Annotated in this window: 15 protein-coding genes; 6 read left to right on the top strand and 9 right to left on the bottom strand. The window is 50.8% G+C overall.

Translation table 11 applies throughout. The features are described 5' to 3' along the window. Positions 1-69: 69 nt before the first annotated feature. From MKY48_RS02905 to MKY48_RS02885, 5 genes are all read right to left on the bottom strand, one after another. Positions 70-306 carry a cold-shock protein gene (locus MKY48_RS02905; protein ID WP_071222231.1) on the bottom strand — a complete coding sequence of 79 codons (237 nt, stop codon included), beginning with the start codon at positions 304-306 and terminating at the stop codon, positions 70-72. A 96-nt stretch (positions 307-402) separates the two neighbouring features. Beyond that, a complete protein-coding gene (gene cspD / locus MKY48_RS02900; RefSeq protein WP_006207896.1) occupies positions 403-603 on the bottom strand; it encodes a cold-shock protein CspD in 201 nt (66 codons plus the stop codon). Between the two features lie 304 nt (positions 604-907). After that, a complete protein-coding gene (locus MKY48_RS02895) occupies positions 908-1372 on the bottom strand; it encodes a pyridoxamine 5'-phosphate oxidase family protein (RefSeq protein WP_339292267.1) in 465 nt (154 codons plus the stop codon). A 20-nt stretch (positions 1373-1392) separates the two neighbouring features. Continuing rightward, positions 1393-3048, bottom strand: a complete 1656-nt coding sequence (locus MKY48_RS02890) for a cellulase family glycosylhydrolase (protein WP_339292266.1) — start codon at positions 3046-3048, stop codon at positions 1393-1395. A 227-nt stretch (positions 3049-3275) separates the two neighbouring features. Beyond that, positions 3276-4457 (bottom strand): acyltransferase, encoded by a 1182-nt coding sequence (locus MKY48_RS02885; protein WP_339292265.1) that lies wholly within the window; start codon positions 4455-4457, stop codon positions 3276-3278. 147 nt (positions 4458-4604) lie between these two features. On the opposite strand from MKY48_RS02885, the gene MKY48_RS02880 reads away from it, so the two are divergent. The 6 genes from MKY48_RS02880 (at position 4605) to MKY48_RS02855 (ending at position 9107) form a co-directional block, all read left to right on the top strand. After that, positions 4605-5378, top strand: a complete 774-nt coding sequence (locus tag MKY48_RS02880) for an amino acid ABC transporter ATP-binding protein (RefSeq protein WP_339292264.1) — start codon at positions 4605-4607, stop codon at positions 5376-5378. Positions 5379-5535: 157 nt separating this feature from the next. Beyond that, entirely contained in the window at positions 5536-6345 is an 810-nt protein-coding gene (locus tag MKY48_RS02875; RefSeq protein ID WP_076322350.1) for a glutamate ABC transporter substrate-binding protein, read from the top strand. A 141-nt stretch (positions 6346-6486) separates the two neighbouring features. Next, positions 6487-7140 carry an amino acid ABC transporter permease gene (locus tag MKY48_RS02870; RefSeq protein ID WP_179090632.1) on the top strand — a complete coding sequence of 218 codons (654 nt, stop codon included), beginning with the start codon at positions 6487-6489 and terminating at the stop codon, positions 7138-7140. Positions 7141-7182: 42 nt separating this feature from the next. Continuing rightward, positions 7183-7833: an amino acid ABC transporter permease gene (locus MKY48_RS02865; protein WP_076322351.1), complete on the top strand. Its 651-nt coding sequence runs from the start codon at positions 7183-7185 to the stop codon at positions 7831-7833. Between the two features lie 260 nt (positions 7834-8093). Then, positions 8094-8591, top strand: a complete 498-nt coding sequence (locus MKY48_RS02860) for a hypothetical protein (RefSeq protein WP_339292263.1) — start codon at positions 8094-8096, stop codon at positions 8589-8591. Between the two features lie 81 nt (positions 8592-8672). Further along, positions 8673-9107, top strand: coding sequence for a DUF6376 family protein (locus tag MKY48_RS02855; protein ID WP_076322354.1), 435 nt, complete (start codon positions 8673-8675; stop codon positions 9105-9107). 123 nt (positions 9108-9230) lie between these two features. Here the strand turns inward: MKY48_RS02855 and MKY48_RS02850 are convergent, their stop codons facing one another. The 4 genes from MKY48_RS02850 to MKY48_RS02835 all read right to left on the bottom strand — a co-directional run bounded on the left by MKY48_RS02850 (position 9231) and on the right by MKY48_RS02835 (position 14278). Beyond that, entirely contained in the window at positions 9231-10340 is a 1110-nt protein-coding gene (locus tag MKY48_RS02850; protein WP_339292262.1) for a hypothetical protein, read from the bottom strand. Between the two features lie 174 nt (positions 10341-10514). Further along, positions 10515-11141, bottom strand: a complete 627-nt coding sequence (locus MKY48_RS02845) for a nitroreductase family protein (protein ID WP_213646390.1) — start codon at positions 11139-11141, stop codon at positions 10515-10517. 22 nt (positions 11142-11163) lie between these two features. Further along, entirely contained in the window at positions 11164-11568 is a 405-nt protein-coding gene (locus MKY48_RS02840; RefSeq protein ID WP_339292261.1) for a DoxX family protein, read from the bottom strand. 304 nt (positions 11569-11872) lie between these two features. Continuing rightward, the gene (locus tag MKY48_RS02835; protein WP_339292260.1) at positions 11873-14278 is read right to left on the bottom strand and encodes a LamG-like jellyroll fold domain-containing protein; all 2406 of its coding nucleotides are present in this window, start codon (positions 14276-14278) and stop codon (positions 11873-11875) included. Between the last annotated feature and the right edge of the window lie 188 nt (positions 14279-14466).

Here is a 14466-nt window from a genome sequence, read left to right as displayed (position 1 = left end):
ACCATAAAATCCGAAGGTAGCTTCAAGAAGAATTTGTGTTTGCCCAGCGCTTTCTCTAGGTATTAGCTGCTATTTGCGCTCGATCTGAATCCCCTTAGCCAGAGATTTCTGTTGTTTATTGGTATTAACTAGCTGCGGCAGGCTTCTCGTTTCTTTGACCATAGGGGATTGACACAAATGGCATACTGGTTCCGTGTCGAACGCAAAATCGTCCCGCATCCACCCTTTGCAGTCTTCCTTCGTGCATGCCCATACTTCTGTTATTTCTTCAGGAATACTCTCCATCGAGTTTTTACGCGAATACATGAACGCTCCTCCTTATTCTCGTCTTAGAAAATAGAAACGCCGTATAAAAGAAAACTGCCCTTAATGTCACACATTAAGGGCAGTCTTCAATTGTAATTACAATTTAACAACGTTCTCAGCTTGTGGTCCACGGTTTCCTTCAACAATGTTGAATTCAACGCGTTGGCCTTCGTCAAGCGTTTTGAAGCCGTCGCCTTGGATCGCGCTGAAGTGAACGAATACATCGTTACCGCCTTCAACTTCGATGAAACCAAAGCCCTTTTCAGCATTAAACCATTTAACAGTTCCTGTTTGCATGGGGGAATCCTCCTTGATATATATTTACATGACCTTTTTTCTTCGCAGACGGAATAAAAAAATTCACATATTGCACAAGGTTACCAGAAATGACAACCCTCTACAATATGTGAATTCAGGTCGATTTCGATATTCATATCTTAACACATTTTACTGCCGATAGCAAATACCAATGCAAAAGATTCTGCGGAAAAATTAAAGTTATTTTCTTCGGCATCATTCCGATTAGGCATGAGTAGGCATATACAACTCCCGGCATATGCCGGGAGCTAGATCTTGAGCAGGTTTTTCACGCCGTAAACGTTTACTTTCGTAATTCCTCCAGCGTTTCCTTCCAGCGCTGCAAGACTTCCTCCGGGTTGTGCAGTTGAAACTTCACGGCCGAAATAATATCCGCATAGTTGGCGGTATCTTCGCGAACAGCCACTGCCTCGGCCTCAAAACGCTGCAGCGGATGCCGGGCATCCGGCAGATCGGGAAGCCCTTGAAGACGCAGCCGAACATAATGGGCCGCTCCATCATGAATCGCCACCAACGTACCCTGTCCGGACCGAAGAAGATTGCCAGTCGTAGTCGTCCCCTGCCATAACGCAAGTCGTAGCCGGTTGCGGTCTAAGGCCAAAACCTCCCCCACGCTGAGCATGGCCGTATGCGGCCATCCATCTTCCGTTGCGCTCAATAGCATCATCGCTTCGTGCTGTTTCGACTCCAGATCCGAGCCATCCAGCCATTGGTACAACCCTTCTGATATTGCAGCTTGTTTCGTCATAGCTCTATCTTCCCTTCACCTTATAAATTTATACGCGCTTCAATAAATTCCAGCCAATCCAGCTCGATTCGGCCCTTATTTACCATGAACACCAGATTCACAGGGCCTTCCTCAATCGGCATAGCCTCAGCCACCCTATGGATGTCCCACTGTCCTTCGCCAGAGTCAGAGTCAGACAAGGAGATAAGCTCAGGCTCCCGGTCCCCGATCTGGAGCATCAAATCCACCGTCCCTTCGGGAATGCGTCCCCGAATGTCCAGATGAAAAACGTCTGCGGAAGCGCAATTCGCAGCATAAGCGAGCCAATCTCCCTCCCGGAGCTGCACGCATACCAGGTTATCCTCTATCCATGGCTTGCCGCCTTCCGGAGCGTAGCTTGGTTTCTCCGCCTTGCCCGTCATCATCCGCATCGGAACACCGTCATGAACCCGGAACCCGATATCCTGACTGGCCTTCGCCTCAATATGATAAGAGACACCCTCACCCCGATATCCGTAAAACTCTGCCGGAATCTGAATGGGCAGCCGGCGCAGCAATGACCGGGATACGTTCGGATAAGCATCGCAGGCTGCCAGTGGAAGATGATCCAGATATTCGCCCAGAATCGCTTCCGCTTCGGCTGAAGAGGGCTTCTCTCCGCCTTCCAGGTAACCCGTCAGCTTCTCCCAGCCTTCCGGCATGCGGATCGAGAACGGCGAGTTTTGAGTGTTCATCTTCTTCCAGGTCCAGAAGTTCCAGGATATGTTATGATCCTCGAACAACCGGAATGCGCCCGTATACCACTGCGGGTTGTTCTCGCCGCCTTCACCCATGAAGATCGGCACATTCCATTCTTCGCGAAGATCCAGATACTTCTGAATGCTCTCCGTGTCGGGATTATTCCAGTACTTATGGAACTGCAGCATCAGGTTATCGTCAAATTTCTCGTCGAAAATGCTCCAGTCCGTTGACCAGTGGACACCTTCCAAAATGATCATATGGCGCTTGTCCACTTCGCGTATAGCCGCGGTGATTTCCCTATACAGCGGCATCACCCGATCATGATACTCGCTGAACCAGTCAGGCAGCGGCTCGTTAAGCAGGTCGTAACCGGCCACGATCCACTCGTCTTTATAGCGTTCTGCCAGCATACGCCACAGCGCCACGGTTCGCTCCACATTCAGCCGATCCGTGAACAGCTCTGGCAAATCCCGCTCGGAATCATCGATATTCGCGCCGGTCTGTCCGCCTGGCGCGCCATGCAAATCCAGAATAACATACAGCGAATACGTCCTGCACCAATCGATCACCCGATCGATGAGCTTCAAATGGCCTTCGTGATATACAAAAGGCGGCTGCTGTCCTTCCGCCATCATAAACCTGGCATTGATCGGCACCCGGATGGAGTTAAAGCCCTCGGCAGCGATCTGCCGGATATCGGCTTCCGCGATATAAAGCTCATAATAGGCTTCCCAAAAAGCCGCCGCCTTTTCCTCATCGATCAGGTCCCTAACCATGCCTTCGATGCGCCGAGGTCGGTCTCCTTGCTCCGGCATCTTCCACATGTACCCTTCCGGCAGCAGCCAGCTGCCAAGCCCGACTCCCTGCAGCAGAATTTCCTGACCATCTCCATTAACTATGCGCTTGCCGTCCGCCTTTATGAAACCGTTTACTAAGGAATCTCTGCTATCCTTCATATTGGCACTCCCTCGCTTTTCATGTCTGTAACGAATGTAATTGACCTGTACTTAGCAACGTCTTCGTACCACCCACAGACCGAGTATCAAACCAAATATAGCATGACATCCCAGATGATAAGCCTCATTCCGAAAATCAGGGAATCATTCTGAAATATCGCCACTCGGGCAAAAAGAAAAGGCGCTCTCCTCTTAGCGAAGATTGCGCCTTTTCCACTTTATCGAACTTACGATGATGCCTCCGTAACCGGCTGAGCCGGAACAGGAGGATTTGGTGATCTTCCCGTCCACAAGCTGCCCGGCAGTTTGCCGAAAAAGATCCAGGTCCAGCCCCCGAGACGGCTAATGCTGTAGACCACCACATACGAAACCGCCAGTGCGCAGACGAGCCCGCCGGCATACCAAGCCAGCATCAGCCAGGAATTCTCCGTCTGCGGAGGAAAGTCCCGGTAGAAGAGCAGGACCAGCGGATGCACCAGATAAACGCCGAAGGAATACACCCCGAGCCGTCTGAATCCGTTCAACCACCATACCCTCTTATTCCCAAATACCAGCGCGACCTGGAGCAAGACCAGGGCAGTGGTTAACGTATGCACATTCCAGAAGGCATCGTAGAGCAGCGGATGATATTCCGTCCCTAGCAGCCGCTGATTGTATCGCAGGCCGATATGCACCAGGGCGGCCCCCAGCCATATCGCCCAGAGCGCGACCCAGCCCAGCTTGCGCAGGGCCGGTCTTGCGGCATGCTGCGCTGAAGTCAGCCAATCCTTGACCCGGTCATAATAAATGCCGATCCATGCCCCGAGAAAATAATACGACAGAAACGACAGCGACCAGCTGTTCCGGTTCGTTACGTCCCACCAGGCATCATTGCCGATATAGAACACCCACTGCAGTACAATGCCGACCAGCACGCAGACCGCCGCGAAGCCGCGGAATCGCTTCAGCAGCATCAGCACGAGCGGGAACAGCAGATAGAACTGGATGTTAATGAAGATGAAATATAAGTGCGTGTAGGATTTCCCCGTCGCCAGCTTGGGCCAGAAGCTTTCCAGCATTGCCGCCAGATTTGACTCCCCCCCGCGATGATACCAGGCCACCGTAAAGAATAACACCGAGAACAGCAGATACGGTACCAGAATATACATCAGCCGGTTCTTGAAGAACCGTGCCAAGTCACGGCCTTTGAACGGGCGGTGATAATAGTTATAGAACAGCACAAAGCTGCTCAGAAATATGAAAGTCGTCGTTCCAACCTTCGAGAATATGTTCAGGAAGTTATACAAGCCAAAAAAATCGTCCCCGCGCATCTGAACTGTGGCGAACGACGTCGCATGCACCATCAGCACGCCCATCATCGCAAAGCCCCGAACCAGGTCGATTTCAGTTATTTTTGCACGTTTATCCATGTGGCCTCCTTCATATGAATACGCCCCCTATTATATCTCACTCCCCACCGCTTGGATACTAAATTTTCCTAAAAGTGGCATGGAACAAGCTCCCTTTGCCATACCAGTGTAAAAAGGGCCTGGCACCAAGACAGGTCACAAGCTTACATGCATGCAAGCGTCCAATTCGAAATGAATAGGAGGGGATTTCTACTGATTGAATTTAGCCGCGTCAACAAATTTTTCGGAACCTTCCATGTTCTGAAAGAAATCGACCTAACCATTTCCCAGGGGGAAGTCGTTGTCATCGTTGGACCTTCCGGCTCCGGTAAAAGCACGCTGCTGCGGTGTATCAATCGGCTCGAAAGCATTACGGATGGCGAGCTTGTCGTGAATGGCGTCAAGCTGCATAACCGAAAGATCGACATCAATACATTTAGGCGGGATATCGGGATGGTCTTCCAGCATTTCAACCTGTACCCGCACAAAAAGGTGATCGACAACATCATTCTCGCACCCATGAAGGTGCTGGGGATGTCCAAAGCGGAAGCGACGGAAAAAGCGATGACGTACCTGCAGCGAGTCGGAATTGCGGACAAAGCGGATAGCTATCCTTCCCAACTCTCCGGTGGTCAGCAGCAGCGGGTGGCGATTGCCCGCGGATTGACCATGAATCCGAAGATTATGCTGTTTGATGAACCGACGTCCGCACTCGACCCGGAGATGATCGGCGAAGTGCTGGATGTCATGCGTTCACTCGCTCATCAAGGCATGACTATGGCCGTGGTTACCCATGAGATGGGTTTCGCCCGCGAAGCCGCAGATCGAATCGTCTTTATGGATGAAGGCCGGATTATCGAGGATACACCCGCCTCCGATTTTTTCAATCAGCCGCGGGAAGAGAGAGCACGGGCGTTCCTGAGCCGCCTGCTGCATCACTAACCTGGACTTGGTTCGTAGGGGTGGAAAAGGAATTGCCGCTTGCTTTTTAGGATTGTCATGATGGCTGCCGCAAGAGACAAGGAGTCCACGCTCGGACAACGCGCCGTTAGGAGTTTGCTTGTTCAGAGAATTCATATCTTTAAGGGGGATCTGGTGTATGAAGAAAAGATTTACAAGGCCTTTCAGGTGGAGTGCGGCCCTTCTGGTGTTAGTGATGATGCTGGTCGCATCAGGGTGCGGGGGTTCCGGCAATACGGATACCCTCGAGGCGATCAAAAAACGCGGCAAGCTTGTAGCTGGCGTGAAATATGATACGAAGCTGTTCGGATTGCAGGACCCTGCCACCGGCAATGTAGAGGGCTTCGATATCGACATCGCCAAAGCGCTGGCCAAAAAGATTCTCGGTGACGAGACCAAGGTCGAGCTGAAGGAGGTTACCTCCAAAACCCGGATCGACATGCTGAAGAACGGGGACATCGACATCATTATCGCCACGATGACCATAACAGAAGAGCGCAAGGAGCAGGTGGACTTCAGCGATGTGTATTTTGAAGCCGGCCAATCCCTGCTGGTGAAGAAGGGCAGCCCGATCACGGGTCTGGAAAGCTTAAACAAGGATACGAAGGTGCTCACGGTAAAGGGCTCTACCTCTGCGCAAAATATCCGTGAGAAAGCGCCCGACGCCGTCATTCTCGAATTCGAGAATTATCAGGACGCCTTCACCGCACTCAAGGCGGGACAGGGCGATGCCCTGACCACCGACAATTCCATCCTCCTCGGTATGCAGCAGCAGGACCCCAGCTTCGAGCTGGTCGGCGGAAACTTTACGGATGAACCATACGGCATGGCCATCAAAAAAGGGAATCCGGAGTTTGTGAAAACCGTCAATGAGCTGTTGAAGGAGCTGAAGGATAGCGGCGAATACGACAAATTGTATGAGCAATGGATGGGCGTGAAACCGGAATAACCGCAAGCATGTAATGGTCGGGCCGGTCCTAAGGCATCATGGCTCCAATCAGGTTCCTCCCTTTTGCGGGGCGGAACTGCCTGGCTTCTTTTGACCGGCCACCCGATCATCATCCCCCATTGGAGGTGAGGCATTTTGACCTTGTGGGATTTTAACATCCTGGTCCAGCATTGGGATCAATTTATGGCTGGCCTGGGCCAGACCATTCTCGCCAGCCTGCTTGGGCTGATCGGCAGCTTGGTGCTAGGCACCTTGATCGCGATCCTGCGGATTGCCCCATTCCGCATACTGAAAGCCATTGGCGCCATCTATGTAGAGTTTATCCGCAACATTCCACTCCTGGTGGTTGTCTTTTTCTTTTTCCTGGGCCTGCCCTCTCTCGGCATACCGGTTGACCCGTTTACTTCGGGTACGCTTGGGCTGATGGTGTACACGGCTGCTTTCATTGCCGAAGCCATTCGGGCGGGGATTCAAGCGGTGCCCTCCGGACAGTCGGAGGCGGCCCGCTCTTCCGGGCTGAGTTATATCCAGAATATGCGCTACATCATACTTCCGCAGGCGATCAAAATCGTACTGCCGGCCATCGGCAACCAATTGATCAATTTGGTTAAGAATTCTTCGGTCCTCGGCGTTATCGCCGGACTCGACCTGATGTATTATGCCGATCTGATTAACCTGAGCACCTTCAAAGGCATTCCCGTCTATACGTTTGTAGCCCTGTTCTACCTGCTCCTGACCATACCGCTCAGCCTGGCCGTCCATTATATGGAGCGCCGCTTTGCGAGAAGCAATTGACGTTAAACGCAAGTTTGCCCAATAAACAGGAGGTGGCATGAGATGGATTTTATCGGTGCGTACTCCTGGCCGAATCTGCGATATCTCCTTCAAGGCTTTTGGATCACGGTGCAGGTTGCCGGCTTATCCATTGTGTTCAGCTTCATCATTGGAACCGTGCTCGGGACCGTGAGATATACGAAAACGCCCTTCCTGTCGAGGACAACGGCCTTTTTGGTGGATATAATCCGCAATCTGCCGCTGCTGCTGATCATTTTCTTTATCGGCATGGTTCTGCCGCAGACCGGGATTCGAATCCCCACTTTCTGGGCGGCTGTCGTCGGCCTGAGCATTTTTGAAGGAGCCATGATCGCCGAAATTGTCCGCAGCGGCCTCGTATCGGTGGATAAAGGCCAGATCGAAGCGGCCCGGGCGTCGGGTCTCTCTTATATGCAGACACTGCGGCACGTGATTCTCCCGCTAGCGCTGCGCCGGATGTCCCCGCCCATGGTGAGCCAGTTCATCTCGCTCATTAAAGACACCTCGCTCGCCGTGATCATTTCGCTGCCTGAGCTGATGCGCAACGTACAAATTCTTAGCGGTTCCAGCTATGACTATGTTATTCCCGCCCTTGTTTTTGCGTCGTTGCTGTACTTCACGCTGAATTATCTTCTGTCCATCATCGCCAAACGGCTGGAAGCAAAGCAGATCTAACTGCTATTCCCGCTCACATGCTGGAACGCTAATCATGATCGTGAAAAAAGCAATCGACCCGCGATACGCGCGCCCAGGTTCAATTCTGCTCCGCAGCCATTTTGGCTTGCGGGGTATTTGCGCTTCTGGCAGAAACTAAGAATTCAATACTTAATCCTCCTCGGAGCCATTTTGCGTCGAATTTATTTCCAAGTAACGCTGCAACAATGGTGAAACCCTCCTCGTCTAAATACATAATCATCCCGAAAGGAGGCGTCGATATGAATAAAGGGTTTCTCGCCATGATCGCTCTTTCCCTTACTGTCGGATTATGGCTAGGCGCAGATCACTCCACGGCATCCGCATTGTCATGCGCGGAGCCTCGAAAGGTTACCGAAGAATTAAAAACCTCGGATGCGGTATTCAGGGGCACGTTGGCCTCGTCCAACCCTAAAGCCGATATATCCAAAAGCAGCTATGTATTTCAGGTTGCCGAATGGTGGAAAGGAGATTCTGATTCCCCTACCGTCACCCTTTATTCCAATGGCTGGGAATCCTTTGAAACAGGCAAGGAATATATCGTGTTCGCCGACAAAAACGGGCAGAAGCTCAAGCCCCATCTATGCGGAAATACCGGTTCCTCCTCTTCCGTTGACGTGACTTCGCTGGGGAAAGGCATCCAGCCCGAGCAGCCCGCTCCTTCAGTCGAAAGCCCCTGGTCCGGCGGCATCCTGGCGGGTTTGATTGAGCTTATTCGCTGGCTGCTGGGGAAATATTAATCCGCGAAAAAAATACAACCATTCTCCTGGCCATACGTATACAACGTATAAGAACTGCGTTTAGACGACAGGAGGATGAGAATGATCAAAAGATTATTGTTGATTTCACTTGTACTGGGAGTTCTTTCCGGCTGCTCCTTGGTGGACAGCGTGAACAATTCTTTGGATTATACAAAAGAAGCTACCACGTTTATTAATGAAACATCTCAATTTGCCGAGTCTATTCCGGAGCTTGCCCAACAAGCCGCTACGAATACAGATGCCAAGGAAACGCTGACCAAGGAACTCGAAGCGATGAAAACCCGGATCTCGGAGTTTAACGGCATTGAAGCCCCTGCTTTTGCGCAGAACATCCATGAACAGCTGGTCGGTTTAAATGACACGCTGCTGACTGACATCAACGGCTACATGGATCAAATTCAAAACGGAGTGACCGACTTCCAGAATTCCAACATCGTTCAAACCATTACTAAAATAAACGAAACGATGGATATGCTCCAAAATCTTCAGCCGTAATTTAACCAAGCCCATTGACGATAATATAGCAGCCCTGCTCTTGAACTGTGACCCGATTTGGTCATCGTTCACTTCATGAGCGGCGCTGCTATATTTGTCTTCGCTATGTATGTATTCCATTCCTCACTTGAAAAAAGATTCCAGATTGGCGGTAAGCGTCTGCTTTACCACATATTGAATTCCGTCTTCGCTAGGCGCCATAATCCAGTATGTCCCTTGGTAGCCTGCTTCATGCTTTGGGTCCCAAGCCACAATGAATTGCCATGTGTCGCCAAAGCTTTTATTATATTCTTCTCTATAACTCCCGGCCATATTCTCCGGCGGAACCGATTCGATTGAAATATGCTGCACGCTTTCAAAAGATTTCATCCATTCCGTAAATTCCACCATGTCCCGGGCGTACTGACCCGAAAAGTATCCCTCGCCCCCACCGGACATCTCATAAAAGGTTTCTGCATCCTCCGCCTGCGCTGCCTGGTACAGTAAGGAAACGGTCTGCACCGGGTTCCATACAGGCTGCTTCGCTTTTGCCGCAAGAAATTCCCTATCTTCAGCCGTATGCTGGATCTCTATCGCGATAAGTTCTTCCATTGTCGCCTCTCTTCCAAGCTCGTAGGCTCCGGGATAGACCGTGGATTGCTCTACCACTTTAAGTCCATCCGTAAACGCCGTCACAAACCACAGGTTATGATCGCCCTGACTAAGCTCTTCCAGCACAATTTCGGCTTGGCTGCCGTACGTAAGAGCTAACATCTGACGGCTCTCCCGATCCAGCCCTTCTCTATCAAAAAGCTTGAACCGTTCCGGTCTCACTTCACGCTTGCCAGCCTCTTCGAATAACACCTTCAGCTTGGCGGGGGACATACGAACGCTCGGAATGTCAGCATAACGGAAATATAATGTAGAATCGTTAGCCTGAAGCGCCTCATACATATTGAGAACTGCTTCAATCGGGTCATAATTGGACTCCCCTTCTGGCGACTCCGCTTCTTGCTTAACCTGGTGATTTCTTTGATCTTCCGGCTGGAATGCCGTACGCGAGCTTACCGTTGCCGCTGCCGGCATTTCCGATGGATTCCCAGCTTCTCCTGCGCTCGGCTCCGCGGCAGTCGATCTATTTTGCGGTATGGATCCCGGTACCTCCTTCGTGCATGCCACCAGTAACATAATTGTCATGACAGCCAGCACTATGATCTGTCCGAATCGCTGATACGCCCGCTTCCTCGTCTTCATTTCGTTCACCCCCATATATAATGAATACACTCGTATTTAGGATTGGCGCTGCACCGATCTCTTTATATTCATCATCGTCAAAACGGAGAGGAATGTTTATCAAAGCGGATGAAAAAAAGCTCCCGTCAGATCTAAAGACCTGCAGCGGGAGCTCCCTCTCATATCATGCATCATTTAAAATTGATTATAGCTTACAAATTCCAGTACGGGCTTGCGGTAACCCCGGGGACGTGGCTTTCTTGCATCTTCCTTGCCGATCGCGATCAGCATGGCAGGCACATAAGCATCAGGGATATCCAGTTCCTTCTGCAGAGCCACGGGATCAAAACCGATCATCGGACAGGTATCCCACCCCTTGTCCTTGGCCACCATCATCATCAGCATCGCGGATAGACTGGCATTGCGAATGGCTTCATCCCTCATAAAGGATTCTCCACCCGCTTCATAAAAGTTCGTGACGGATTCAACCGTCATGTCATATTCGAGCTTGTCGATCACGCCCAAATTTAGAAAGCCCTCGTTCATTTTCCCGATTTCCCGGTAGGCCTGCTTATTCCCCAGCACAACGACAACGGCCGATGCAGTGAGTATCTTATGCTGCTTGTTGGCGGCTTCATAAACTTTGTGCTTGATATCGGGATCCTTAACTACAACATAGTGTGTATGCTGCAAATTAAAAGCCGAAGGTGCATATTTAACTTCATTAAATATATCATTCAAATCCTTATCCGGGATTTCAATCCCTTCCATAAACAGATTAGCCGATCTCCGGCTCTTAATTAATGTTGTCAGATCACTCATATCTGCGCGCCCCCATTATCGATTAGTTAAAGATTACCGCATCCAGTGAATATGCACCTGCACCCGTGAGTGCCAGTCCAACTGCGACTGCGATCAACAGCAGATTATACTCATATCCATTCGCTGTAGACCAATACCCGTTCCGGCCATGCACCTTCACAATTGCACCCAGCATCGTTAGCGTGATCAGCGCTGCGCCAAGCACCGTGAGAAATCCGGCAGCAAACAACAGCCCGCCAACCAGTTCCATCAGACCTGACAACACCGCAATTGCGACACCAGGCTTAATGCCAACCGATTCCATCCAGCCGCCTGTCCCCTTCGGCCCGTAACCGCCAAACCATCCAAACAGCTTCTGTGCACCGTGCGCCATGAACGACAACCCAACCACCAAACGAAGTAACAACAATCCAATATCTATAGCCATTTTATACGCCTCCATATTCATTTTTATTATTTATAGAAATTCATCGATACCATTCATCGATATCTTAATTTAAAGATATATACATATAGAATGATTAACCTGCTTCATCTTCGCTAACGTTTAAACACTTTAAACTTACTCCTTTCAACCAACTAACTTTTATATAGTCACTTAACTTAATATTAAGATATCTGATATACACCCTTCTGTCAACCGTTATTTTAAACGCCAATACAAAAAAGCGTGCAGACGGTAGTCTGCACGCAAAACTCAAAACCCATAACTCATGATTGCACTGTGTAAGTCATTCCGCCAGCTTCTTGATTTCGCTGTCGGTTAGCGCCTCGTTATAAATCCGCACCTCATCCAAGCTCCCGTTAAAATAAGGATCGGCCGCAAAACGGCTTTTACCTAAATAAGCTTCCGTTGCCAGTAGTTCATTCGGATTCAGTTTCATATGATCACCAGATGCAACGACTTGACCGTTCACGTACAGCTTACCGGTATTCCCTTGCAGCGTGACCGCAACATGCGTCCATTCATGGCTCGGCAGCGGTGCCTTTGACAAGAGACTCTGGTCTCCCTCACTGCCATGCAGCGTGAATTGAAGAACGCCCGAATGCTGGGATGGTGTCAGAAACATATGCCTGGCAAGTCCATTCCCTACGTCCAGCACTCGCTGCCAGGGCGCTCCACCCTTCCAATATACCCAAGCCGCAAAGGTAAAGTCCTCTGTATCCGTAACCCGACTCGGCAGCTCAATGTAGCCGTCTGTCCCGCCAAAGTCCATTCCGCCTCTCTGCCGGCTCTTCTCATTCCACTGGGCCCCTCCAAGGACCTTGCCGTGAAATCCATTATCCGAGCTGTCTAATACCGAGCCACCCTCATTCTCACTGAATGGATAATTCAGCAGCAACGGCCCTGCCGACTGCTGCAGCACGGTCACGTCAAAGGCTTTGGAAGTCTTCACTTTACCCTTCGTTATCTGAGCGGTCAGCGTCACCTTCGCGTCCCCGGCCCCGGCAGCAGGACGATGGACCTTACCTTCGGCTGATACAACCTCGGGATGAGAGGAACTCCAGCGAATGACCGCACCGCCGGAAGCCTCTGACGGCAAATCAAGATCGTAGAACACACCGCTCACATCCCCGAGGAACAGGTCCTTCTGCACGGCATCCACAAGTTCCCTGTCGCTCCGATCAAACTGACGAACACCCCACACGGCGGTTCCATCGGCCGCGAGGGCCGTAAAGGTCATCGCCTGCCGCTTCGCTTCCGGATCCCACTGCGGAGTTAATACGCCTTTATAACTCTTTCCATCCAGGGTAAGCAACACATCCCGCTTTCCGCTGATCTTCCATGTGCCTTCTGCTTCGCCCGTAACTTTGCCGTTCTTATGAAGCTCCATTGGCACCGATTCTTTGATGACGGACGAAATATCTTTTCCGTGTTGAATCAGCTTGTAGTCTCCTGCCGCATCATTCGGCGTGATTTTCTTGGATTCCTTGGCTTCTTCACCCGCATAGCGGTATGGAGCGGATACCGGCCAGCCGTCCTGGTTCATATACAATTCATGCACCCGGATTTCATGCTCTTCCCCCCGCTGCGGGAAGCGGCTGTGAAAAATAAGGAATGTTCTTCCACTCCGTTCATCGTAATAGACGGAGTTATGGCCCGGCGATACGGCCCCCGTGCCAATTCCCGTTCCCGGATCGCCGATCAAGCGCTTAAACAAATAGTTCCCCATCAGCTTCACGCCATACGGCTCAATCGACCGGTCATCAAAGAGCGGAAGGGAAGGATCCGCCTTCACCTCTCTCATATCGTTACCCTCCGCATCGTAGAAAGGACCGTCCGGATTTTTGGAGCGGACGACCCGCATATTGTAGCCGCCAACCGCATCCAATCCGCCATAGGACAGATACAGATAATAATAATCCGTCACCGGGTTGTAGAGCATGTACGGCCCTTCAATCCGGCTGTGGTTGCCGCCGAGCAGCTTCTTGCCGTATCCCTGCCCAGGCAGCGGTTTTCCGGTCTTCGGATCCAGCTCCATGATAAAAATCCCGCCGGAATAGGAGCCGTATACCATCCACAGCTTGCCGTTCTTATCAAAGAACACATCCGGATCCACCACATTCGGGTGCTTCGTTGCATCATAGATGGTTCCATCCTCACTGATCTCGTCCCACATGCCGGATTTCAGAATAATGCCCGTATCCTTATAAGGCCCCTCAATCTGATCTGCAACCGCAATCCCCATGGCAGATCGCGGAGAATCCCCTTTACAGGCGTTATAGTACATATAGAATTTGCCGTCTGCCAGCTGAATCACATCGGCTGCCCACAAGGTATCACTCTGTGCCCATTCCAGCGTTTCCTTCAATTCCTCCGTCACGTTCGGAATCAGCGGGTTGCCATTCGAGACCCCCGACGCCACCATGCCCCAGCTCATCAGGTCCTTCGATTTGGCGGCGGCCAGGTGGGAACCGAACACATAGTATGTATCCCCTGTTTTAATGACGGACGGATCATGAACGGATGCCTCTCGGAATATAGGCGCCTTCTCCCCCTTCTTTAGCGGCGCTGCCTCCGCGTTTACCTCCGGACCGCTCGCCGAAGGTCCTTGACCTGCAGAGCCTAAACCTCCAACCAGTAAAACTGCCGCTATCCCTGCCACAGCCATCTTACGCACCATGCTCTTGTGCATACGATTCTCCCTTCGTTCCCGATTTCATTCTTGTAAACCCTTTCACAAAAAGAAAAACCAAGATGTCAATGCCCTTAGTTAAGCCATCAGCCTGAATTTAATTCATATTAATATAAATTATTTTACATTTAATAAGATATTAACATTGCTCTATGTGAAATATCAATGCAAATCCTTATTATTTTTTA

Origin of the sequence: Paenibacillus sp. FSL W8-0187 (assembly GCF_037969755.1) — a bacterium.
Taxonomy (GTDB): Bacteria; Bacillota; Bacilli; order Paenibacillales; family Paenibacillaceae; genus Paenibacillus_AQ.
This window is presented reverse-complemented; position numbering and strand designations above follow the sequence as displayed.